The sequence below is a fragment of the Cupriavidus sp. GW821-FHT07C08 genome, from assembly GCF_059419025.1.
This window is the reverse complement of record NZ_JBWKQZ010000004.1, coordinates 14,003-36,394: the sequence shown is the minus strand read 5'-3', so window position 1 is coordinate 36,394 and position 22,392 is coordinate 14,003. Positions and strand designations below refer to the sequence as shown.

Genomic DNA, 22,392 nt, shown 5'->3' with positions numbered 1-22,392 from the left:
GCATGGCGAAAGCCGAAGTCATTGGCTTGTGCAACATCAAGCGCAAACCTCATTGATCAGCGATTCCTTAGCGGAAGTGGCTATGCATAAGTGGGCTGGGGCACAAGACTTCTCGGCTTCGGCTTCTCTAGGCGGTGTTATGCTGCTGCACGCGGCCGATTCCCTTGAAGTAGCCTATCTGTGATGGCGCGGGCCCTATTAACTATTGGTAGTTCGATTAAATAATGGATTGCTACGCCAACTGCGATCGCAGAAATGAAAAGAATAATAAACGCAGGCATATAAGATTTACGACCTAGCAGGCGAATCCATACCTCGCTGCCAATCAAAAAAACCAAGTTGTGGGCTAGATATATCGAGTATGATGCGTCCCCGATAGACGCGATGATTTTCGCAAAGCGGCCATCCGATTCAGGTGCGAGCATGGAGACTCCAACCAGCAACGACGACGACAACATTACGGCGAAAACACTGGCATGCCATTTCGACCAATAGATCAAACCAACCGCAGCCATGAGAGCGATGGCCATTACTAGGGGTGCCACACGGTAGCCTTGGTTCTTAGCCTCACTGATCTTGTAATATATTGCCCCGAGGATGACGCCGCAGCCAAACTCTAGATTGACGGAGTTGAAGGCGAATTTTGCCAATTCGGCCGTTGCGCCAGATCGCTCAGGGTAGCCGAAGATCATGAACCACATTGGAGATAGGCACCATGCAACAAGGACGTAGAGCCTTCTCTTGCTTCCAAGAAATGCGATGGCGAAAATGATATAGAAAAGTGCCTCATGCCGTAGGGTCCAAACAACGTTCGGCCTCACCTCGCCGAGCGGCCACAGAAACATAGCATTCAAATATGGGGCCGCCTCGAATTTCCCAGCCCCAAGATAACGTACCGCAGCGTAAATAAGAATGCAGGCCCATAGAAACGGCATGATCCGCGCAAATCGACGCGCGAAATAATCTGATATAGTCATGCGCGGGGTTTTCATGTCGCTGTTTAGAGACACCACAGTTATAATCAGACCGCTTACAACAAAGAACATATCGACGCCTGAGGTGCCGACATGGAGCCAGCCGTTAAGCAGTATCTCTCCAAAATACCGATCGAAACTCAGCACCATTGAAGCATGAAATAGAGCGACAGAGCATACGGCGATTGCGCGAACATATTGCACGCCCTGCATATTGCTGGGGCCGTTTTGACTCGCGACTTTCCCCGATCCGAGCATCTTGACACTCTGTGGCGGGCGCATTTTGGATTCCATATTTACCAAGTTCACCATAAGGCGTGCACCCTGCTAGGCGCGGGATGGAAAAGGCTTGCCGGATATTGTGCGAGCTGATGGAACCGCTGGGATCCGGCAAATGCTCTGTTTGGTTCGGTATAGTCTTCTTGGCAAGAAGTCGCGGTCCTGTTCGCAACCCCGGGGAGATTCATCGATTCGGCCTGGTACCCATGATGGGTCAACTGCAAGTGCGAATTTGAGGAGCCAAGCGGGGGGCAGGCTGTACGGGATCGATCATGTTGGACGGGCCTTCATGAGACGAGCCCCGGCGCCTATTGGTTATTGAGGGTCGCCCCCAGGGATCCGCGTATTAGTTGCCCTAAAGCGAAGCCTAGAAAGAGGGTGTTGGTGACCAGATAGCGCTTCCACAGGCGCTTCGGTTCGCTGCAGAGGCGGTGGAGCCACTCAAGGCCGTTTTTTTGCATCCATTCTGGAGCCCGGGTGATGGTGCCGGCGTGGTAATCAAATGCTGCGCCTACTCCGATCATCACGGCATGGATCCGGCCTTTATGATCCGCCATCCACTGCTCTTGTTTCGGACATCCGAGACTCACCCATACGGTGTTCGCTCCGCTTTTATTAATGCGTTCGATGATTTCGTGGTCTTCGGTTTTAGATAGTCTTCTAAATGGCGGGCTGTAGCTTCCCGCTATTTTTAGGGCCGGAAAATCGCGCATTATTCGCTCTTCGAGAAGTCGCAGTGTTTCTGGCTGCCCACCATATAGGAAAATGGATTCACTTGGACTTTTGGCAGATGCGAAATAGCGGAGCATTAGATCCGGGCCGTTGATTCTCTCCTGCGAACGAAATCCCAATCGCCGGAGCATCCAGGCGATTGGTGCACCGTCTGGGGTCGTTAAGTCCGCATCATGAATTGCACGCGCAAACTCACGATTGGAGCGCGCGCTGACGACTGAATGGACGTTACATATGCAGACGTACTTTGATTCTCTGGACTTTGCCCAACTGCGAATAGATTCAATAGCATCATCCCACGTAATTGCGTGTATGAATGCACCGATAACTTTGCCTCCTGTCAGGGGTTTCATCGCACGACTCCCAACGACCTGGCGTATGGCACGCTGGCTGCCCTCGCGAGCATGGTTTGGCGGCAGGCACGATGCCAGGCACGGAAGCTTTTGGATGCTGTCGCGGGATCAGAGCTTAGGCCAATTGTGCGTTTCATAGCCGTAATTGTGGAAATTGAAGAAGTGAGCCCCACTGATGCTGAGCAAGTCCGCGAGCATCCGCTGCAATGACGGGGCGTGTATGCGTTGAGCGAGCCCGTAGATGGACTCTGCGAAAATGAGGCGAGACGGGGGCGAACCACACTGGGTGGCTAATCGATCGACGTTAGCCATTAAAGTGTCACAGGTCTGGCGCTCGGAGCGATGAGTTGAACTTGAGCTGTTGCGTTGTGCGCTCAATACGCATTCCGCCCCGTCCACCCCTTGAACGCCGTCCAGAAAATAATCCTCACATCCATCCAGAACGACCAGTTCCGGATATAGAAGATGTCGTGCTCCACCCGCTTGGCCATCTTGTCCAGGGTGTCGGTCTCGCCGCGGTAGCCGTTGATCTGCGCCCAGCCCGTGATGCCGGGCTTGACGCGGTGACGCATCATGTAGAAGTCCAACTGCTCCTTGTACATATTGTTATGCGCCATGGCATGCGGCCTGGGGCCAACCACGCTCATCTCGCCCCTGAGCACATTGATGAACTGCGGCAGCTCATCCAGGCTGGTGCGGCGCAGGAAGGCGCCGATCGGCGTGATGCGGCTGTCGCCTTTGGTGGCCTGCGTGACGGTGCCATGCTCGGCGTGGACCTTCATGCTGCGGAACTTGTAGACGTGGATGACGCGGCCGTCCATGCCGAGGCGCTCCTGCTTGAAGAAGACTGGGCCCGGGGAGTCGCGCTTGATCAGGATGCCAATGATCAGGAACAGCGGCGACAGGGCGATGAGTACGAGCGCGGCAAAGGTTCGGTCGAAGATGGCCTTGATCGTGCCGCGCACGCCGAGCGCGGGCGGCCTGTTCATTTCAACCGCAGGCATGCCGAGGAAGTTGCCGACGTTGTGGTTGAGCAGGTCGAAGTCGAGCACGCTCGGCATCCACTTGATGTCGATGAAGTCATTGCGCAGGGAGAAGTTGATCTCCTGCATCAGGCGGAACTCGCTCATCGGCAGGGTCAGCCAGATCTCATCGATCCCTTGGTCGCGTGCGAACTCGGGGATTTGGGCGCTATCGGTGATGCGCCGGCGTCCTTCCGGAGTGGGCTCGCCTTCGGGGGCGTAGATGCCGCTGACTTTGAATCCGGTGGCGTGGCTGGCGGTCGCGCGGCGGTACATCTCCTGTCCGGTACGGCCATAGCCAACGATAAGCACCCGCTTGCTGTTGGCGCCGGTGATGCGCAACAGGTTGAGCACGACGCGGCTGGCCACGCGCAGGCCCAGCAGGCCGGCCAGCGAGAAGGCGTACCAGTAAACCATCCACAAGCGGGAGAGGGCGTCGGCCTGGTGCAGCAGGTAGGTCAGCAGAATGCTGATCAGCCAGACCAGGCTCCAGGCGGACAGCAGGCGCGTGGCGAGCGAGAACAGGCTGCGGCCACGCCATGAGCTGTAGAGGTCGAACCCGGGCAACACGATGAAGGCGATCGCGCAGCCGAAATACTGCACGAACAGGTGGATCGGGGCGTGCGCGCTGGCAAAGCGCACTTCGCTGGCCAGTATTGCTGCAAGCCAGATGGCACCGGCGTCGAGCAGGCGTACCATCAGCGCGAGCTGATCGTGATGCCTGGCAAACATATCGCGATAGATACCCATGGCTTCCCCCGAAGCGTTCGCGTAATGGGCGCTCAAGCGAGTGCCCATGCCCTTTTTTTCTCCTCCGAACTTGCAGGCTGCGCACAGTGGCGGCCCAGGCTCGTCGCTGGCATGCATCTTGGTGTGCATGCTCTTGGCGCGGACAAAGCAGAGTCGTGCGGGACTGCCTTGCGGCAGTCGGTTCCATGGCGTGGCTGCGGTCAGCTAGTGACCGGCCACTGGCCGCATCCTTGAGTGCCGTCCCTGGAACTGCAACGCTCTCTTCCTGCCGGCGCGCTGGTGGCGCCGGTGTGCTTCGTGTTTCTGGTGCGAATAGTGCGGTGCAGCGTGACCCGTCGGTACCCTGCGTAAGAAGGGAAAGTGGGGCGATGTTTGTGTGGCACCTTTACGTCGCTCTCTTCCGTTTTGAGACGCATGGTCAAGTGCGAGGGGCCGCCACGGCTATAGTCTTGCGTCGGCATTGCGCAACGCGGTAGTGCCGATCTCGAGCCGGTATCACGGCAATCTTCCGCAGGATGCAATACGACATGAAAGGGAACGTTTTTACCCGCGATGAGCTGGACGCCTATTTTTCTTCCTTCGTGGGGATGGAGGGCGGCAATCCGGCGGCAGCGGTCTGGATTTGCGATCATGTACCTACCACGGCGGGCTTGCCGCTGGCGGCGCCGCTGGCTCCGCAGCGAGCGCCGAACGCCTGGGACGCGCACTTTCGGGTCGCTCACGCACACGATATGGCAAGGTGGCAGACGCACCAGCGCATCGCGCGCATCATGTCGGCGGCCTGGGAAATGGTGTTGTTCGCCCGGCGCGATAACTGCAGCTGGCAGCGCTATCTTGCCGAGTATCTCTACCGTGCGCGCGGCTGGGAATTCAAGCTGAGCCTGTTTCCGCTGCCGACTCGCGCGGACAACGGGCTGCCCTGGAAGCGGCTGTATGGTCAGCAGCCCGAACTCAATCCCAAGGTCAACTACCTGTCACTGTGCCGCAATGGCGGGCGCTTCCGCTTCATCGAGGCATTGCGCCGGCGCCAGCGCCCCAAGGTGGTGATCTGCCTGGGCGAGCGTCACGAGGATGACTACCTGCACGCGTTTGGCATGCGCGGCCAGCCATACACTGAGCATGTCCTGAAGCCGGCTGACCAGGCACGGGTACTGCGCGTCTACCAGGACCAGGGCACGCGCCTGGTTATCTGCCCGGCGGTGGCCGGCGCTGCCGGCCTGGGATCAGACGTCCTGTTAAATGCAATGGGGCACTTCATCAGCCAGTGGCTGACGATCGCCGATTTCCAGATACGGCCAGAAGAGCCCGATCGGCACCGACAGGAAGAGCCCGAAGCCTCGGTGTGACACCGTTTGGCGACTGCGGCCGCGGTGTCATCACGCGGCATGACGCTGCATCCATTGCTGATAATCCTTGCCCTGGACTGCGTTCGCGGCTTGCCAGAAGGCACGGTTGCCGGCGTCAGTCGCGTAGGCCCGCAGGTCGCGCGGTGACATGCCGAGGGTGCGGCGGAATGCGCGCGTAAAGTCGGACGGGCTGTTGAAGCCCAGCCCGTAGGCGATGTCGTTGACAGCCAGGTGAGGGTAGCGCACCAGGTCCTGCGCGGCGGCCCGCAGCCGGCTCTTGCGGATATAGGCTTGCACGCCGCCTTCGGGTTCGAACAAGCGGTAAAGGGTGGCTCGCGAGATTTCCAGCTTTGACAGCAGCCTGGTGGGCGACAGCCCGGCCTGGCCGGGATCGGCGTCTATCAGCCGACGGGCGCGTGCCAGTACGGCGCTGCGTACCGCGGCGCGAGTGCTGCCGTCCAGGCCCACGCCTCGCCGCAGGGCCCCGACCAGCAGCTCCACGCCGGTGTTCATGGCGTGCACGGCGGACTCGGGTGTCATGGTTGGCAGATCGCGACTGAGCGCGACGGCGTGTGCGACGGCCAGTCGGCTCAACGGTGTGTCGGTCTCCACGATACGTCCGTGCGCGGCCTCGGCTTCCATGAAAATGGCATCCATCGTTATGCGCGGGACGAAGAATGAGAGCGCGCGTGTTGCCTCGCGCCGCATCTCAATCGGCTGCCCAAGGTCCGTCAGCAGAATACCTCCCTGGCGCGCCTGCGGATTGCGGCGCTCACCCACCACTACGCCGGCGCTGCCTTCGACGAAGACCTGTATCGCGTGATGCCGTGCCGAGTCAGTCGAGATACGCGCGAGGCTGCGTTGCAGTGTGACGCCGTCACAGCGGCAGTCCGTGAAAGACATGTCCGCGATCAGGTAGCGGTCGATGGCTGCGTGGAAGCGCGCAAGGAGGCTATCGCGCGTGACTTTCAGGTCCATGACGTGCCCAACGCGTTGTCGCCACGCAAGTATCTGACCCCTGGCGGCCTGCGATCCATCGGCACCTACATCGAAGTGGCTGTGCGGCAAGCGTTCGGGTTCGGCGCGCGTGAGCTGGGTAGCGTGGCGCGGTGAGGCAGGGACGTTTGACACTATCGATGACGCGAAGCTTGGTGACTGGTTACCGGCCGGTACAGAACAGAACATTGGCACACGAGGGCGACTTTAACCCAAACGCACGACGTACGTGTGACAGGCGGGCACGCTTGTAGCTTGATTTGCTACGAGTTTATTGAGGCCTCGCGCGCGTGATTGCCGTGATATTGCGTTGAACGTTACCCCGCTCACGAAGGGAAACGAGATGACAACGTATCCCTCGAATGGGGGGAGAAAACACGCTGATTCGCGCGCAGAATCCGGCCGCTGCCTAGTTTGTGTGGTGCAACAAATCGCTGAGCGGGGGCTCAGCCTTTTGGCATCCTTTACTCACCCACGCGGTAGAGGCATGAAAACAGAACCGAATACAGTGTTTACGCGTGAACAGTTGGAAGAGTATTTCGCGTCGTATGTAGGGATGGAAGGCGGAAATCCGGACGCGCCAGTATGGTTTTGCGACAGTTCACCGCATCCGAGAGCGGTGTCGATGGTGGCGCCGCTAGTTCCGCACGCGCAAGCCAGTGCGTGGGACGCTGCGTACCGCCACAAGCACCGCGACCACATGGAGCGCTGGCAGTCTCACCAGAAGATTGCAAGGATCATGGCCGCAGCGCGCGCACATTTCTTCAACACGCCCCTGGGCGAGCGGGACTGGAAGCATTACTTCGAACATCATCTGTACGCGCCGCACGGCGCGGAGTTCAAGCTCAGCCTGTTTCCGCTGCCAGCGCGCCTGATTAACCAGACACCGTGGTCGACGGCGTTCCGCGGCCAGCCGGAGCTTGTGCCCAGGCAGCGTTACCTCGAGCTTTGCCGCGACGGTCAGCGCTTCGCCTTCATCGACAGGATCCGCCGGCTCTGGAAGCCAAAAGTGGTGGTATGCCTGGGCGAGCGCCACGCCGACGATTTCGTGCAGGCGTTCGCGCTCGGGAATGTGCGCGGCGCCGACCACATCCTGCAGCCCGCTGACTTGCCCAAGACTCTGCGCGTGCTCGAGCACGACGGCACCACGTGGATCATCTGCCCGGCACTGGCCGGCGCAGCAGGACTGACGTCTGACGTGTTGCTTGACGCAATGGGGCAATACATTGCCGGCTGGCTGGGACCGGGCGATTTCCCTGCGCTCTGCTCTGGTGCAGACGCCTGTTAGCGAGACCGTAGTGAGTCACGGCGGGCGTGCGTCGGCGATGCTGCAGTGCGGCTTACGAGGCTGCGCGCAAGGACAGGCTATCCCCCGCCAAGTAGGGGTGACACAGATTTGGGGATTTGTTTATCTGTGTGCTGGCGCGATCTGCAAGCTGCTGCAGTAAAAAACCGCTTGCGAGCCGAAGCGTGGCACGACAGGGCAGCGTAGGGCGCCGGAGACTGTGTGCGGCAGTATTCCGTCGCAGGATTACCCACCATGTATCGACGTACCGAAGTATCGATCTCAGGAGAGAGAAGCGTGCAAACCAAAACCCGGAACATCTTCACCCTCGGCATCATGGCTGCCGCCGCGGCAACGCTTGTTGCTTGCGGTGGCGGCGACGATTCGCCGACGCCGTCCCAGCCTTCCGTCACCGTGAGCGGCAAGGCGGTGGACTTCTACCTGTCTGGCGCGACGGTCACCTTCCTCGATTGCAGCAACAAGACCACGACGACGAATGCAACCGGCGACTTCACCTTCCCTGCAGGTTGCGCCACGAGCGCGCTCAAGGTGACCGGCGGCACCGATATCGGTACTAACCAGCCGTTCACCGGGGTGCTGCAGGCACCGGCGGTGACATACAAGGAGGGCGTGACACCGGTGATCTCGCCGCTGACCACGCTGGTGGCGCAACTCGGCCCGACCCAGGCCGCTGCACTGGCGGAGAAGCTCGGCCTGGCAGGCAAGGACCTGGCCACGCTGGACCCGATGCAAGACGCGGCCACGCTCAGGGCGGCGGTCGTGGTACAGCAACTGGTCGACCAGGTCGCCAAGACGCTGACGGGCCTTGCCACGGGTGGCACGCTGACCGCCGAGGCTGCGGCCGCAGCAGCTGCCAAGGCGGTCGCCAGCGCCGTGGCCGGCGCGTCGGGCACGGCTGACCTGGCCAGCAGCGCGCTGGTGACGAGCGTGGTGTCGGGCGCTGTGCAGAACGCCCAGAGCGGCCTGCCCGCGAACCTGCAGTCGAACATTACCGCCGTGGCAGCCAACGTGGCCGCACTGGCCGCCCCGCTGATCACGAGCCAGGTGTCGAGCGTGAGCACGGCGCTGAACGACATCGCGCTGAGCAGCAGCCCGGCCGATACGTTGTCGAAGCTGAAGGCAAGCGGATCGATCAACGTCGTGACCGAGAGCGCCCAGTCCTCCACGACCACGGCGCTGGTCAAGGCCGTGACGCCAACCGCGCTGACCGATGCGTCGAACGCGGCCAAGCTGGCCGCGCTCGGCGATGCCGTGTCGACCGGCAATACCGCCGAGATCCAGCAGGCAGCCTCGAACCTGGGCAGCGCGGTGGACAGCACCGCGATCAACAACGTGGCGAACGCGGTCAAGCTGACCAACTACGTCCTGTTGTCCAACCTGACGATCAACGGCCAGGCTTACCCGATCACCGACACGATCTCGGTCACGGGCGGCACGCTGAGCTCGATCAAGGTCGCGCTGACGCAGAATGGCGATGCCTTCAATGGCGACCCGTCGCAAGTGCGCGCTGGCCTGAGCTATACCTACGGCGGCAACCAGGTCGACGTCATCATCGAGAACGTGACGCTGACGTTCAACGGGTCGCAACTGGTTGATGTGGTGGTGCCGGCCAACACGACTTATTCGTTCGAGATCAGCGGCAACGTGTCGGCTGCCGCAAGCCTGACCAATGGCGTGGCGGACAACCTGTTCGACAGCGCCAACGGCGGCTCGCTGAACCTGCCGTTCACGGTGTTCCTCGGCAAGCTCAAGTCTGCCGGCGCGCTGAGCCAGGCGCAGGTTGACGCCCTCACGCCGAAGTCGCCCAGCACGTTCCCCGTGACGTTTGCGCTGACAGGTATTAGCGGCAAGGACGTGAAGCTGGGCGCGCTGGTGGACGGCAACGTGGAGAACGCCAAGACGGCGTCGGTGAGGACCGACGCGGCCAAGGTGACCGGCGACGGCCTCAAGACTACGGTTACGCTCAACCCGTGACCGGCGCGTAGTGCTGCCTTCCGCCAGGATGGGGAAGGCCATGCCCCCGGTCATCCGGACGCATGCCTCAGGGCGATGCCATGGGTGGCCGGGTTCTTTTTGTGTCTGCGTCGAGTCCCTGGGGACGCGCCACGAATGAGGCTTGCCCCGCGGCCTCGGAGTTTTCTATGCAGCTGTTTCGCAAGCGCCGGCTGGAGCAAGCCTGCGCCCTGATGCTGGGCCTGTCGTGCGCGGGCGCGGCCAGCGCCGCTCCGGACGACGTGTTCATGCAGGCCGAGCCCGCCACGGGCGAGTTCACCTCGGTGCGGGTGGAGGCCAGCTACGACATGGTCAATCGCACCGTGGATGTCTTCAACCTGCGCGGGCAGCAGGGCCCCGTGTCGGACAACGCCGGCGACTATCGCGGTGGCAAGCTGATGCTGGGCTACAAGTTCTCGCCGTACTGGTCTGGGTCGGCCACCTACTGGCGCCGCGGTATCGATTACGGACAAGACCACAACCAGATCGACAGCTGGATGTTGGCGATGCACTACGATCCGCTGGCCGAGCCCGGCGCTCGCGATCGCGTCATGGTGCGCTTCTCGCTATGGGGAGACCACGCCGGGAGCCTGAACCGCTCGACGCCGGTCACGGTTCGCAACACGACCTTCAACAGCCTCACGGTGAACAACGCGAATGACGTCCAGGGCCAGGCCGACGTCATCTTCTCTGGCGAACTGACCGAGCGCAACCAGCTCACGGGTTTCGTCGGGCTCGGGATCAGCCGTGTGACCATCGGGAACCTCAATGCCGGGCTGCAGCGGGGCAATTGCAATTTCAACGTCGCCATCGGCTCTGACAATATCGCCAACGGCGCGCTGGCCGCACCGTGCCGCGCTGGCAATACCACCCTCCAGTCGGCCTCGTTCGCAGTCGACGCCAGCCAGTTCGGGATCAATTTCAACGACGATTTCAACTACACCGCCGGCTACCTGAACCTGGGCGGCTCATGGCGCTGGAAGTATGACAACTTCACCGCGCGGCTGGGCTACCAGTTCCAATACCTGCTGCGCAGCAATGTCGATAGCCGTGCTAAAACCTATGGCTACTCACCGATTCGCTCGAACCATACGCTGGGGCTGGAGCTATCGTATGCGGTGGTGAAGAACGTGGAGGTGTTCCTGCGCGGCCAGGCGTCGCTGTACAACTTCGTCGGCACCATCCCGTTCCTCTATAACGCCACGACCGCGGGCAAGCTGGACCGGTACTACGGCTACGGCTCGATCGGCATTCGCTTCTCCGGGTTCTGAAATCGCGATCCAGACTCGGTCCTTCTCTTTCAACAGACATAGAAGGGTTGGGAGGCGCGAGTAGCTTGGCCAGGTAGTAGTGTTGATTCCTGTTTGTCACCAAGCCAATTTCGCTATGCCGCAATACACCTGGCTTGCAGTTCGAGCCTTGGGCATCGGTACGCTCATCGTTACCGTGGCCGTGGTCTTCCGGCAAGCATATCTGCGCGTTGCCACCGAGGCCGGCATTGCCAGCCCAGCAGAGGCGCCCAGGGCAACGATGTTGAAGCAATGCGAGGCTATGCACAGCCGCCTGAAGAGTCGCCATGTTTCCGAAGACGCTGCAGAAGCAGACCGGGATCCGCGCGCCCTTTGTATTGAATCGTGATTGTATGGGGGCTGGCATCGCTGCTGGATACACAGCGACGCTTGCAGTCTTGTTTGTGAACCGCCGTATGCGGAGCCGCACGGACGGTGGTGTGAGAGAGGTGAGGGGGTGCCCCCTCACCATACTCAGTGACAGGCAGCTTTGTTAGGCAACCAAGCTGTCAGCCAGATGATGGTCACCCTGCTCCAGGTAGCGGCGGAAGTCGGGGCCGACTTCCGGGTGCTTCAGCGCGTACTCGACAGTGGCCTTCAGGTAGCCCAGCTTGTTGCCGCAGTCGTAGCGCGTGCCCTGGTAACGGTAGGCCAGCACCTGCTCCTGGCCGAGCAGTGACTGGATGGCGTCGGTGAGCTGGAACTCGCCTCCGGCGCCCGGCTTGAGCTGCCGCAGGTGGTCGAAGATGCGCGGCGTCAGGATATAGCGGCCGACCACGCCCAGGTTGGAGGGAGCATCTTCCGGCGCGGGCTTTTCCACGATGCCGGACATCTTGATGACGCCCTCGTCCCATTCGCGTCCGTCGACTACGCCATAGGAGCGGCTCTGCTCCGGCGCGATCTCTTCCACGCCCAGCACCGAGCAGTTGTAGTGGTTGTAGATGTCGACCATCTGCTTCATCACCGGCGGATTGCCGTCGATCAGGTCGTCGGCCAGCATGATGGCAAAAGGCGCGTCGCCCACCAGCTTGGCTGCGCACAGCACCGCGTGGCCCAGGCCCAGTGCTTCGGGCTGGCGCACGTAGAAGCACTCGACGTTGGCCGGTTTGATAGAACGAACCGCGTCCAGCAGCGCCTGCTTGTTCTTGGCCTCGAGTTCCACTTCCAGTTCGTAGGCCTTGTCGAAATGATCCTCGATGGCGCGCTTGGAGCGGCCCGTGACAAAGATCATCTCGGTAATGCCGGCGGCCATGGCTTCTTCCACGGCGTACTGGATCAGCGGCTTGTCCACGACCGGCAGCATTTCCTTCGGGCTCGCCTTGGTGGCGGGGAGGAAGCGGGTGCCCAGTCCCGCGACGGGGAAGACGGCCTTGGTAACGCGGTTGTCCATATCCGGTGTTCCTTCTGAATGTTTAGTGGTTCAATCAGCTTCCACAACTCGTCATCAATGATCGGCTTGGGCATCTCCCTGATCCGTCGGCGCAGTTCGATGCTAGCCCGCTGGCATTTCGCCTCGAGCAGTTGTCGGAATTTCGTGTAATGCAGGCGCTAAAGCATGCAGGCGACGATTTGAACTGGCCTATCTCGGCACCTTCTTTCTGGCGCTGAAGTCCAGGTCCTCCGCACCAGCGGCTTCCCCTTCGCCAAGGCGCCTTTGGGGGCTTTCCCTTTCAGGAATACGTGCGCACAACCTTGCTCTTGAGCGGCCATGGTCGCGCGGCGAGTATCCAGATACAGATCAGCGGCCCAAGAATCGGGATCAAGGAAAGATAGGCATATAGCGCGCTGAATCGCGCAGACCTGAACACAATGCGGAATGGAACGAACCATGCCGCCTCGAAGGCGACGAACGCTAGCAAATAGAGCATCGCGGCTTACCGGTGAGGTTGACCCAGAGCGAAGCGCATCCCTGTTTTATTGTGCGCTGCAACCTGATTCTACCTACTCGTAGGGTGCGCAGATCCCCCCTGAGTAAGGGACTGCAAGCGAATAGTTCCGACCCCGAAATCCCTCCCCACTTGATGTTAGCGTGCGGCCGAAACTGCGGGGAATGCACGTGCGCACAGCCCTCGTGAATGTGCCTCGATCATGGTCTGGAAGGGCGCGTGGTTTCCATACGCCGCGGTGGTGACGAGGATGAGCGCAGCAGCGGCGGCAACCGGTCGAAATGGTCTGAATTCAGAGCGCGTGAAAGCGCGAACAAAGAGCGCGCCAATTGCAGCGCCCAAAAGCCAGCCCGCGATGACTTCGGGAACCGTGTGCGCGTGATCGAAGACCCTGGCGACAGCAGTCAGCAGGCCGACAAGCAAGCCGGCGATGGCGCCGATGCGCGCGTTGCCTCCCATGCCCCGGGAAAGGAGTGCGATGGCGACGGTCCAGACAGCGGTCGACAGGGTGGTATGCCCGCTGATCATGCGAAATCCGATCGAGGAAATCTCGAACCCGCATCCCGCGTACAGGACTTTAGTGATGCCGGTGAGTGCCATGCCGGCCGACAGAAGCAGTATCCAGCGGATGGCCAGGCGGGGAGCTGATATTCCCAGCCAGACTGCGCATGAAATGGCGACTGGTAGCGTCAATGCGGCATCGCCGACATCGCTGATTGCGTTCCACATGGTCTCTTAGGGGAGAGAAGATGGCGCAGCTTAGCGCAGCCAGAAGAAACTGCGCTCAAAGCAATCGGCGGGCGGTGGAGGCTGGGGCAAGCTGATATAGCACGACGGCATATGCCGCGATGAGGCGCAGCAGGTCAAGGCAAGATGGCCAGCGGAGTCGCCGGGCGGGTTCTTCATTTCGGAGCCTTTGGCTGCTGGAGTGTTGAACTGCCCGTGGACGGGTACAGAGATGGTGAACGCGGCTGGGAATTTGTCATTCCGCTTCTGTCAGACGACGTGTCTCCAAACTGGGAACCGCCTGCTGTCCCGCTATAGCGCCTCCCAATATCGGCGTTCACGCCACCCGCGGAGTAGCTTTGTATTTGGCCAGAGCCGTAGCTGGCACCGCCGTACTGCGTGCCACCAGTCTGGCCGTGGCTGGCCACACCAAGATGCTGGCCGGCATGGGCGCCCCCGGCAACCAGCACGAGTATCAAGAGGGATGGAAATTTCATTTGCAGGCTCCGCTCATGAATGGGTGCGCAGGCCTTGTCTTGAGCGGCCCACGCTCGAGCCGCAAGGGTTTATTGTGCGCTGCAACCTGATTCTACCGACTCGTCGGCTATGCCGATCCCTTCGAAGTAGGGGATTCCAGGCGATTGCCCCGGACTCGAATGGCTCCCCAACGCCGCCATCCCGAGGCCTGAGCACCCGCCGCAGCCGTCTGTCCGGCTGCGGCTGCTTTCCGATCATTGACGCCGCGCCGGCCGCGCGGCGCAATCAGAACGGCAGCGGGCCCACCGCGGATTGCGGCGGCACCGGCGGGAACGTGATCAGTCCGGTCTGGCGCTGCAGCGCATAACGCACGTAGACGCCGGCATACCATTGGCGATAGTCGCGCGCGTTGTCGATGCCCACCAGGCCGCCCACATAGAGTTGCTGCGCCGCCTGGTATTCGATCGAGCCGATCAGGTTGTAGGCCAGGCCGGTCTTGGACTGGCCCGGGTAGACTGCGCTGGTCGCGTTGGCCAGGCCCTTGCCGTTGGCCGTGGCCACCGCGGCATTGGCCGCCGACTGGGCCGCCGCGTCGGTCGGGAAGTAGTTGGAGTCATCCTCGCTGAACGCCTGTACGCCAAGCGCGCCGCGCACGTTGTAGGCCAGCCGCCCGGTGCGGCCCGACAGCGAGATCGGCACTGTTACCGCGAAGTAGGTCTGCGGGCTGAAGTACCCGCCCTGGCCAAAGGTGAAGTAGCGCAGGTTCTCCGCGTACCCCATCGAGGTAAAGTTCACGCCGCTCATCAGGCGCTGGTCCGGGGTGTCGATCACGCGCAGGTAGAAGCCGCCGCCGCCTTCCCAGCGTGTGTTGCGCTTGACGTCGTGGCCGGTCAGCAGGCCATAGCCGCCGTAGCCGTAGATGCCGAAGAGTCCGTCGTCCCAGCCCACGTCCGCACGCGCGCTGCTGTTCATCACGCCGCCCCATTGCTGGCCCGTGCGCTCGTCGCGCACGCCTGCATAGGACAGCAGGCTGTCCGTCACTGGCCGGCGCGAAGCGCCTAGCGACAGCGTGGTGCGCTGGGTCAGCGGCAGGTTCAGGCGCGCACCGGCGTTGACATCGGTGTAGCGGAATCCCAGCGGCGTGCTGCCCAGGTCGGCATTGAAACGGTCGGATTCGTAGGCCACGCCGAGCGCCACCCCGAAGGCGTTCTGCGTGCCCGCCGAGGTGGATTTCAGCGGGCTGCCGTTCAGGTTGACCGCCGCGCCGTTCACGCCATAAGCCAGCGGACCGCCGCCAAAGCGCGAGGCGTTGTTGAAATCGCCGCCGACCGAACCGGCATCCAGCGCCACCGGCGTCACGCGTGCCACCAGCTTGCCGTTGCCCGCCGCCATCTTGGCCTCGGCCGTGACCTGCAGCTCGGTGAGCTGGCTCATGCCGGAATCGCCGTTGCGCCCACGCAGCATGGGGCCGCCCGCGAGCGTGGCGGTGCGCTGGGACTCGATTTCCTGAAGCTCCTGCCGGGCTGTCCTGGGGCCGGTCGGGTTGGCCTGCGAATCGGTGTCGGCCAACCACGGCGCGCGCGACTGGGCGCCGAGCGGCTGGCGGGCGGGCACGGCGGATGCGGCGCCGTAGCCGTCGGCTGCGGCCACTGTCTGGGCAGCGGGGTATTGCGCTGCCGGGTATGGTGGCACCTGGTACGGCGCCGCATTCGGAAACGGCGCCGGATACTGCGCGGCCTGCTGCTGCGCCTGCGCGGCAGGATAGGCAGGCGCAGCAGCCACGACCTTCGTGGTCTTGCCGCGCGTGGCGCTGCTGGCGGCCGGCGCGCGCGGCGATGCGCTGGCCGGCTGCGGGTAGGAGGCCTGCGGCTGGATGGCCAATGCTCCCGTGGCCGGCGCCGTGCCGAGCGGCGCGGGGATATATGGCTGGCTGTAGGCCCGCGCGCTGGTATGCATCATCACCGGCGGGGGCAGGGCCGCTGCTGCGGTCGGCGCCGGCACGGCCACGTAAGGTGCCGGCGAGCCTGGGGGCGGCAGTTGCGAGCTACCGCGTTGGCCCGGCAGGCCGACAAAGGGGTTCGCAGGGACGCGGTCGAAGCCAGAGGCGTCGGGGTGGGCGCCGGGCGCGGCGCCGGCGGCGTTCTCGGCCGCTACCGCGGCGCGGAAATAGTCGGCCGCGCGCGACGTCTTGCCCTGCGCGCGGTAGAGGCGGCCGGCGGCGGTCAGCACTTTGGGCGACCTGGGCGCCTGCGCCAGCGCCATCTGCAAGGTGCCTTCGGCCCAGCTGAACTCCTTGGCGGCGGCGGCGGTACCGATTGCGGCCAGCATCAGGTCCAGGTTGCGCGGGTCTTTCTCCAGCACGCTTTCATACAGCGCGAGCGCCTTCTTGTTCTCGCCGGCCTGCGCGTACATGCGCGCCAGGCTCGCGCGCACGGCGCCGTTGCCGGGGCGCTCGGACAGTGCCGGGGCCAACGTGTCGTAGGCCGCGACCAGGTCGCCGGCTTCGGTCAGCGCATCGGCCTGGCGCACGATATAGGCCACGCGCACGTCGTCGTAGTCGCGTCGCTGGGGCTGGCTCATGCTGGCGCCCGCCAGCTGGCGCAGCACGCCGGCCAGCTCTACGTCCTGCCTGGTCTTGAGCAGGATGGCGGCGTACTGCAGCTGCATGCCGACGTCCGCGCGCGGTGTGCGGCTCATCACGCTGCGCATCAGCGACAGCGCGCGCACCTCGTCGCCGGCATCGGCGTAGGCCAGTGTCAGCGCGCCAAGCTGGTCGGCATCCTGCTGGGCATAGCGCTCGGCCTCCTGCAGCACGGCCAGCGCGGCGCGCTGCTGGCCGGCGGCGGCCAGCTCGGCGGCGCGCGCGGCCTCGGCGTGCACCCACAGGCGACGCTGCAGTGTGCCCATGTCGCGCGTGCGGTTCTGCGGCGGGATCCGTTCGAGCGCATCGAGCCCGCCTTGCCAGTCGCCGGTCTCGGCCGACAACAGGGCGCTGGCGTAGAGTGCGTCCGGCATGTCGGGGTTGGACAGCAGCAGGCCGTCCATGATGCCGCGCGCCTGCTCTTTCTGGCCCACCGAGGCAAAGGCGCGCGCCGCGTCCAGGCGTACCCACGGGTTGGTGGGATCGGCCGCCATGGCGTCTTCGAGCGCGCGGCGCGCGCCGGCGGTGTCGCCACGCTTCAGGGCGGCACGCGCCTGGGCACGCGCTTCGTCGGCGCGCAGCTTGCCGAGCGAGCCGACCTTCTCCTGCTGGGCTGGCGTGAGGTTCTGCACCATGGCCAGCGCTTCGGCACTCTTGTTCTGCGCCGACAGCACGCCCACCAGCCCTCGCGTGGCGTCGGGATTGTCCGGATGCTTTTTGAGCACGCGGCGGTAGGCGGCCTCGGCCTGCGCGTACTGGCCTTCCTCGGCCATCAGGTCGGCCAGGGCGACCTGAGCGGAGGGCTCGCGCGCGTCCAGCTTGATGGCACGTTCGAGCAGGCGGCGCGCTTCGGCGCGGTTGCCGGTGTTGCGCGCTGCGCTGGCCTGCTCGGACAGCAACCAGTAGGTGGCGCTGTTCTGCGCTGCACGGTAGCGGCCGCCCGCGCCGCGCCTGGTGGCCTGCTCGAAATAGTCCACCGCCTCGGCGAACTTCTCCTGCTTGAGCCGCAGCACGCCCATGCCGCCGAGCGCGTCGGCATCGTCGGCGTGCTGCGCCAGCGCGCTCTGGAAGCGCTCGCCGGCGCGTTCGAGATTGCCCGCGTCGAGGGCGTCGAAGCCCTGCTGCACAAGCTGGCGCACCGGGCTCACGCTGGCGCCGGCCACGCGCGCGCCATCCTGCTGTGGCGGCGGCTGGATCCTGACCGCGTCGAGCTTCGCGCGGATGATGGCATCGTCGGGATGGCTGGCCAGCCACGCCTGGTACAGCGGCGCATCGGCCGGGCGCCCTCCCAGCCAGGTCAGCGCGCGGCGCCAGCTCTCGCGCGCCTGACCCGCCACGTCGGGGCTCTTGCTGAGCGCTTCAAGCCCGCGGATGCCTTCGCGCCGGGTGGATTCGCGGTAGGTCAGGTGCTGGGCCAGGGCGAGCTGGGCGCGGTGGTCGGACGGATTGGCGCGCGCGAGCTGCTCCAGGCCCTTGCGGGCCTCTTCCCAGCCTTGCGCGGTGCCGCCCAGGGTCTGGTAATACTCGAGCGCGAGGTTGCCCTGCGGCGCGGCGCCGCCGGCGGCCTGCTGGTAGCGCTTGACCGCTTCCTCGCTCTGGCCGCTGCGCGCGAGCTGGCGCGCCTGCTCGAGCTGCTGGCCGGTGCCGCCGCTGGCGATGAGCTGCGTCAGCCGCGCCACCAGCGGCGAGCCGGGCTGGGCCTGCTTCAGCCGCTCGAGGTAGGTGCGCGCCGCATCGGCCCGCCCCGACTCGGCCTCGGCCACGCCCATGCCGTACAGCGCCTCGGGCTGGTTGGGATTGAGGCGAAGGATTTTCTGCCACGCTTCGGCGGCGCGGTCGCTGCGGCCACGTTGCTGCCAGTATTTGCCCTGGTCCACCAGCAGCTTGACCGGGTCCTCCTGGGCGGCGGCGGCTGCGCTGAACGCGGTCAGCAGGCTCAGCACGAGCGTTTTCGCGCGCAGTTGCCGGGCGCGTGGCGCCCGCACGGAAATGGTCGCGCGTCCGTTCATGGCCGGGCGCTTGCGGATCAGCATGCTTTCCCCCACTCCAGCTCGAGTTGCCCCGAAGGGGCGAACCGGTAGCGGCCTTCGGCAAAGCCGAGGCCGAATAGTCCCAATACGGTGTCGTAATACGTGGCGGCGGGCTTGCCCGCGGCTGCCGCGCCGAGCATCGCCTCGGCGCGCGCGCGCTGCGCCGCGGCGGCCGGCGATCCGGCCGCCTGCAGGAAGGGCACCAGCGCGGCGGAGAAGCCGGCCGGACCTTCGCCCTCGAGCGCGCCGCTGCCGGCGCGCATGCGCTCGGGCGGGGTGGCGCGCCCCACCATGCGCTGCGCCTGCGGCGCCAGCACCTTCATCAGCACACGCCCGGCGGCATCGCCACGCGGCGTCATGCCGGCCCATAGGTAGACCCGGATCGCGTCATAGCTGCTCACGTCGCCGTTGACGGGGTCGGTAAGGAAACCCGTGCCGCCCTGGTCGGTGCGATATGCCGACCAGTCCGGCACGATGCCCTGTCTCGCCACTGCCTCGACCAGGCGCCCGGCCTGCGTGGCAAGCGTGCCCCACGGCCCGGACGGATCGCCGCCGGCCAGCCGGCGCAGCAACGGCACCGGCAGGTAGCTGGCGTTGAGGCGCCACTGGCGCGCGCCGTCTTCCTTGCCTTCAGCAAAGCCCTGCGGCCCCGGCAGCAACATGGCACCGAAGCCCGGCAGCGACACCACTTCCTCGCGCGCGACTAGCTTCAGCAGTGCGCGTGCCTGCCCGGCATAGCGCGGCTGGCGCCACACGCGGGCCGCCTCGAGCAGCGCGAAGGCAAACCACAGATCGGCGTCCGAGGCAGAGTTGGCGTCGATCACGCCCCACGAACCGTCGGTGCGATGGCCCCATTGCCAGGCCGGCAGCTTGTCCTGCAGGCTGCCCGCGCCGAGGTTGGCGATGCTCCATTGCCAGAGGCGGTCGAAGGTTGTGCGGTCATTGGCGATCAGCGCGAACACCATGCCGTAGGACTGGCCCTCGGAGGTGCTGTGCTGCTCGCGCGTGGACGGGTCCAGCACGCGGCCGTCGGCCTGCACGAACGACGACAGGAAGTGCTGGTACAGCGGCCAGGGGCAGGAGGAGGGCGCAGCGGCGCCCGCCAGCGTCGGCCAGCCTCCCAGCGCCGGCAGGGCGGCCAGCGGTGCTAGCCGGGCCATCGCGCCAAGCCCCGGCAGGCGCGCCAGCCAGCGGCGGCGCGGCTGGTTGACGTTCACGTGGGTTCTCCCCGCTTGCGCCGGTTAGCACGCGCGCGCAACGAGACGAACAGCAAGGCCGCCAGCAGCAGCGCGGCGCCGCCGATCATCGGCACCATGGTCAGCGACCGCCGCGACAGCCACCACTGCGCATAGGTCCACGGCGGCAGCTTGCCCACATGGTAGTTCTGCTGCGCCGCCAGGCTCTCGACCTCCTTGCCGTGCACCAGCGCCAGGCTGCCCTGCACGCGCTTCACCTGCTCGGGATCAAGCAGCACCTCGGTCATCGCCTGCAGGCCCTGGGGCGCATTGCTGGCCAGCGCCACCACGCTGCGCCCGGACGCCAGCGGCGACTCGAAGCCGCTGAGCACGGCGTCCGTGCTGGCGCTGGTGAGCGACAGGCGCGTCTCCACGGGACGGTTGCGCGTGCCGTCGGCTCCGTTCCACCAGCCCGTCACGGTGGAGACGATGTCGGTCAGCGCAAAGTGTTTTTCATTGCCCGCCAGCGAGACCGGCATGCGCTCGGCCCACTGGCTGAACAGCGGCTGGTTCTGCGTGGTGCCGATCACCAGCAGGTCGCGCGCGGCCATCTTCCCGACCTGGGCCGCGCCGGCCACCGCCACGCCGGTGGCGGGGTAGCCGGTGGATTCGCCCATGCGGCCCATCAGCGTGAGATAGGCGGAGTAGTCCTCGGCGCCGGGCTTGTCCGGAAGGATCACCGCGGTCTCGGCAAGGTCGGCCAGGCGCGTGAAGGGGAAGCCGCTGTTGCCGAACACCGCCAGGTCCGGCAGCGCGATAAAGTGCGACAGGCCGGAGACGTCGATGGTGGAGTCGGGATCGATGGCGCCCTTGACGTTGTCGATCAGCACGTCCTTGCAGGCGCCCTGCTTGAGATAGTCGTAGTAGAAATGGAACTGCAGCTGCGACTGCGCGGGCAGCATGAACAGTGGCAGCTCGATACGTTCATCCACCGGCACCGAGCCGTCCGCAAACACTTTGGCCAGCAGCTGGCTGGCGCGGCCGTCCGGGTTCTTGACCGGGCGCAGGGCGTAGGCGCGCAGGAACTGCTGGTTGACGTTGATGTTGAGCGTGGACTTGTCCAGCGCCGGGCGCGGTGTGTAGCGGTACTTCAATTCGATCGGGATGCCCTTGCTGCGCCAGCCGAACAAGTCCGGCGGCAGGCGGAAGTTCACGCGCACCAGGTCGGGGCTGTAGCCCGAGACGTTGAGGTCGCGCACCTCGACGAGTTCACCGAAACGAACCGGGCGGTCGCTGCGGATCCAGTTGGGCGCGTCATAGGGCACGCGCGGCGCGCCCTCGTCAAGCCTGCTGATGGTGGCGCTCTGGCCGGAGAGAGCGCGCGCGCCCAGCGTAAGTGCGCGCGCGGCGGTCTTGAGCTCGGCGCTGTCGCGGCCCATCACCAGCAGCAACTTGGCGTTGGCATCGCCGGGATTGGGCACCACCGCGAGCGCCGGGCCGTTGATGGCCGGCACCGCCACGCCGGCCGGCTTTTCATCGTTGGTGACAAACACCACTGCGTTGCCGCTGGCGGGCACCTGATTGAGGGAGGCGGCAAACGACGCCCCGCGATAGCCGGCCAGCGCACCGAACCACGACGACACCGCGCCGGCGGCTTCCAGCGTGGCGGCCGAGGGCTGGCCCGCGAACACGAAGGGCAGCCTGAGGCGGCCCACGTCGCGGCGGTCGAAGAATGGCAGCGGCAAAAGCGAGAGCTCATTGGCAAGCGCCACTGGCGCGAGCGTCAGCTCCAGCACGCTGCTGTTGCCCACGGTGGCCCACAGGCTGGAGTGGAAGGGGTCCTCGCACTCAGTGGTGTAGTGGCCGATCAGCTGCAGGTTGAGCCGGTTGAACTCGGTGATCAGGCGCGGCGAGATGGTGAGGTCGCGCTCCAGGCTGGTGCCCGCGGTTTCCCTGGGCACCGGCACGGTGGCAGCGACCTCGCCGTTGACCATGACGTTGATGTGCGACAGCGACGGGATCAGCGCGGGCGAGTACGTATAGCGCAGCTTGAGCCTGGCCGCGGTCACCACTTCGTCGGCCCGGATCGAGAACGGCACGCCGTTGATGGCGTCCACCCCGCGCAACTGGAACGGGGCGTCGGCGCCGAGTTGCTTGAGGGGGATTTGCACGGTTCGGCTGCCGCTGCGCGGCGCGGCGGGTGCGGCCGCAAGACCGGCACCGGCACCGGCAGCCTGCGCGGCAACCGTGTCGCGCAAGATATCGGGCTGGGCGGGGCGCTGTGCGCCAGCGGGGTGCACCGCCAGCATGGCGAGCGCGAACAGGGTACCCATGCGGGTGAGTGCGGGCAGGCGTGGTGTCTGGTTCAAACGCATTCTCTTCTTGTGCCAGTGGTCCGTTGCGTGTGGTGCGCCGCAG

The 22,392-nt window shown here is 64.6% G+C and carries 14 protein-coding genes; 5 read left to right on the top strand and 9 right to left on the bottom strand.

Features of this window, described 5'->3' with window-relative positions; translation table 11 throughout:
- Positions 1 to 137 precede the first annotated feature (137 nt).
- The 3 genes from AC07UK_RS07120 to AC07UK_RS07110 all read right to left on the bottom strand — a co-directional run bounded on the left by AC07UK_RS07120 (position 138) and on the right by AC07UK_RS07110 (position 4,092).
- Positions 138 to 1,256 carry an acyltransferase family protein gene (locus tag AC07UK_RS07120; protein ID WP_494685508.1) on the bottom strand — a complete coding sequence of 373 codons (1,119 nt, stop codon included), beginning with the start codon at positions 1,254 to 1,256 and terminating at the stop codon, positions 138 to 140.
- 305 nt (positions 1,257 to 1,561) lie between these two features.
- Positions 1,562 to 2,338 (bottom strand): WecB/TagA/CpsF family glycosyltransferase, encoded by a 777-nt coding sequence (locus AC07UK_RS07115; protein WP_494685507.1) that lies wholly within the window; start codon positions 2,336 to 2,338, stop codon positions 1,562 to 1,564.
- Between the two features lie 374 nt (positions 2,339 to 2,712).
- Positions 2,713 to 4,092 carry an undecaprenyl-phosphate glucose phosphotransferase gene (locus AC07UK_RS07110; protein WP_494685631.1) on the bottom strand — a complete coding sequence of 460 codons (1,380 nt, stop codon included), beginning with the start codon at positions 4,090 to 4,092 and terminating at the stop codon, positions 2,713 to 2,715.
- A gap of 545 nt (positions 4,093 to 4,637) precedes the next feature.
- On the opposite strand from AC07UK_RS07110, the gene AC07UK_RS07105 reads away from it, so the two are divergent.
- Positions 4,638 to 5,456 (top strand): transcriptional regulator, encoded by an 819-nt coding sequence (locus AC07UK_RS07105; protein ID WP_494685506.1) that lies wholly within the window; start codon positions 4,638 to 4,640, stop codon positions 5,454 to 5,456.
- Positions 5,457 to 5,486: 30 nt separating this feature from the next.
- On the opposite strand, the gene AC07UK_RS07100 is transcribed toward AC07UK_RS07105, so the two are convergent.
- Complete coding sequence (locus AC07UK_RS07100) at positions 5,487 to 6,434, bottom strand: helix-turn-helix domain-containing protein (protein ID WP_494685505.1); 948 nt, start codon at positions 6,432 to 6,434, stop codon at positions 5,487 to 5,489.
- 505 nt (positions 6,435 to 6,939) lie between these two features.
- Here AC07UK_RS07100 and AC07UK_RS07095 point away from each other — a divergent pair.
- The 4 genes from AC07UK_RS07095 (at position 6,940) to AC07UK_RS07080 (ending at position 11,388) form a co-directional block, all read left to right on the top strand.
- On the top strand, positions 6,940 to 7,740 hold the full coding sequence (locus tag AC07UK_RS07095; RefSeq protein ID WP_479942839.1) for a transcriptional regulator: 801 nt from the start codon (positions 6,940 to 6,942) through the stop codon (positions 7,738 to 7,740).
- A 294-nt stretch (positions 7,741 to 8,034) separates the two neighbouring features.
- The gene (locus tag AC07UK_RS07090; protein WP_494685504.1) at positions 8,035 to 9,732 is read left to right on the top strand and encodes a hypothetical protein; all 1,698 of its coding nucleotides are present in this window, start codon (positions 8,035 to 8,037) and stop codon (positions 9,730 to 9,732) included.
- Positions 9,733 to 9,899: 167 nt separating this feature from the next.
- Positions 9,900 to 11,021: a hypothetical protein gene (locus tag AC07UK_RS07085; RefSeq protein ID WP_494685503.1), complete on the top strand. Its 1,122-nt coding sequence runs from the start codon at positions 9,900 to 9,902 to the stop codon at positions 11,019 to 11,021.
- 115 nt (positions 11,022 to 11,136) lie between these two features.
- Positions 11,137 to 11,388 carry a hypothetical protein gene (locus AC07UK_RS07080; RefSeq protein ID WP_494685502.1) on the top strand — a complete coding sequence of 84 codons (252 nt, stop codon included), beginning with the start codon at positions 11,137 to 11,139 and terminating at the stop codon, positions 11,386 to 11,388.
- 144 nt (positions 11,389 to 11,532) lie between these two features.
- Here AC07UK_RS07080 and galU read toward each other — a convergent pair whose 3' ends face one another.
- The 5 genes from galU to bcsB form a co-directional block, all read right to left on the bottom strand.
- On the bottom strand, positions 11,533 to 12,429 hold the full coding sequence (gene galU, locus AC07UK_RS07075; protein ID WP_494685501.1) for a UTP--glucose-1-phosphate uridylyltransferase GalU: 897 nt from the start codon (positions 12,427 to 12,429) through the stop codon (positions 11,533 to 11,535).
- A 634-nt stretch (positions 12,430 to 13,063) separates the two neighbouring features.
- Positions 13,064 to 13,654 (bottom strand): phosphatase PAP2 family protein, encoded by a 591-nt coding sequence (locus AC07UK_RS07070; protein WP_436223329.1) that lies wholly within the window; start codon positions 13,652 to 13,654, stop codon positions 13,064 to 13,066.
- 759 nt (positions 13,655 to 14,413) lie between these two features.
- Positions 14,414 to 18,802 carry a cellulose biosynthesis protein BcsC gene (locus AC07UK_RS07065; RefSeq protein WP_494685500.1) on the bottom strand — a complete coding sequence of 1,463 codons (4,389 nt, stop codon included), beginning with the start codon at positions 18,800 to 18,802 and terminating at the stop codon, positions 14,414 to 14,416.
- Positions 18,796 to 20,016 carry a cellulose synthase complex periplasmic endoglucanase BcsZ gene (gene bcsZ / locus AC07UK_RS07060; RefSeq protein ID WP_494685499.1) on the bottom strand — a complete coding sequence of 407 codons (1,221 nt, stop codon included), beginning with the start codon at positions 20,014 to 20,016 and terminating at the stop codon, positions 18,796 to 18,798. Before bcsZ ends, AC07UK_RS07065 begins: the two co-directional genes overlap by 7 nt.
- On the bottom strand, positions 20,013 to 22,349 hold the full coding sequence (bcsB, locus tag AC07UK_RS07055; protein ID WP_494685498.1) for a cellulose biosynthesis cyclic di-GMP-binding regulatory protein BcsB: 2,337 nt from the start codon (positions 22,347 to 22,349) through the stop codon (positions 20,013 to 20,015). Before bcsB ends, bcsZ begins: the two co-directional genes overlap by 4 nt.
- Between the last annotated feature and the right edge of the window lie 43 nt (positions 22,350 to 22,392).

Bases quoted from the DNA above. Each gene is read 5' to 3' on its own strand.
- AC07UK_RS07120 (WP_494685508.1), bottom strand. From the start codon at position 1,256: ATGCGCCCGCCACAGAGTGTCAAGATGCTCGGATCGGGGAAAGTCGCG.
- AC07UK_RS07115 (WP_494685507.1), bottom strand. From the start codon at position 2,338: ATGAAACCCCTGACAGGAGGCAAAGTTATCGGTGCATTCATACACGCA.
- AC07UK_RS07110 (WP_494685631.1), bottom strand. From the start codon at position 4,092: ATGTTTGCCAGGCATCACGATCAGCTCGCGCTGATGGTACGCCTGCTC.
- AC07UK_RS07105 (WP_494685506.1), top strand. From the start codon at position 4,638: ATGAAAGGGAACGTTTTTACCCGCGATGAGCTGGACGCCTATTTTTCT.
- AC07UK_RS07100 (WP_494685505.1), bottom strand. From the start codon at position 6,434: ATGGACCTGAAAGTCACGCGCGATAGCCTCCTTGCGCGCTTCCACGCA.
- AC07UK_RS07095 (WP_479942839.1), top strand. From the start codon at position 6,940: ATGAAAACAGAACCGAATACAGTGTTTACGCGTGAACAGTTGGAAGAG.
- AC07UK_RS07085 (WP_494685503.1), top strand. From the start codon at position 9,900: ATGCAGCTGTTTCGCAAGCGCCGGCTGGAGCAAGCCTGCGCCCTGATG.
- AC07UK_RS07080 (WP_494685502.1), top strand. From the start codon at position 11,137: ATGCCGCAATACACCTGGCTTGCAGTTCGAGCCTTGGGCATCGGTACG.
- galU (WP_494685501.1), bottom strand. From the start codon at position 12,429: ATGGACAACCGCGTTACCAAGGCCGTCTTCCCCGTCGCGGGACTGGGC.
- AC07UK_RS07070 (WP_436223329.1), bottom strand. From the start codon at position 13,654: ATGTGGAACGCAATCAGCGATGTCGGCGATGCCGCATTGACGCTACCA.
- AC07UK_RS07065 (WP_494685500.1), bottom strand. From the start codon at position 18,802: ATGCTGATCCGCAAGCGCCCGGCCATGAACGGACGCGCGACCATTTCC.
- bcsB (WP_494685498.1), bottom strand. From the start codon at position 22,349: ATGCGTTTGAACCAGACACCACGCCTGCCCGCACTCACCCGCATGGGT.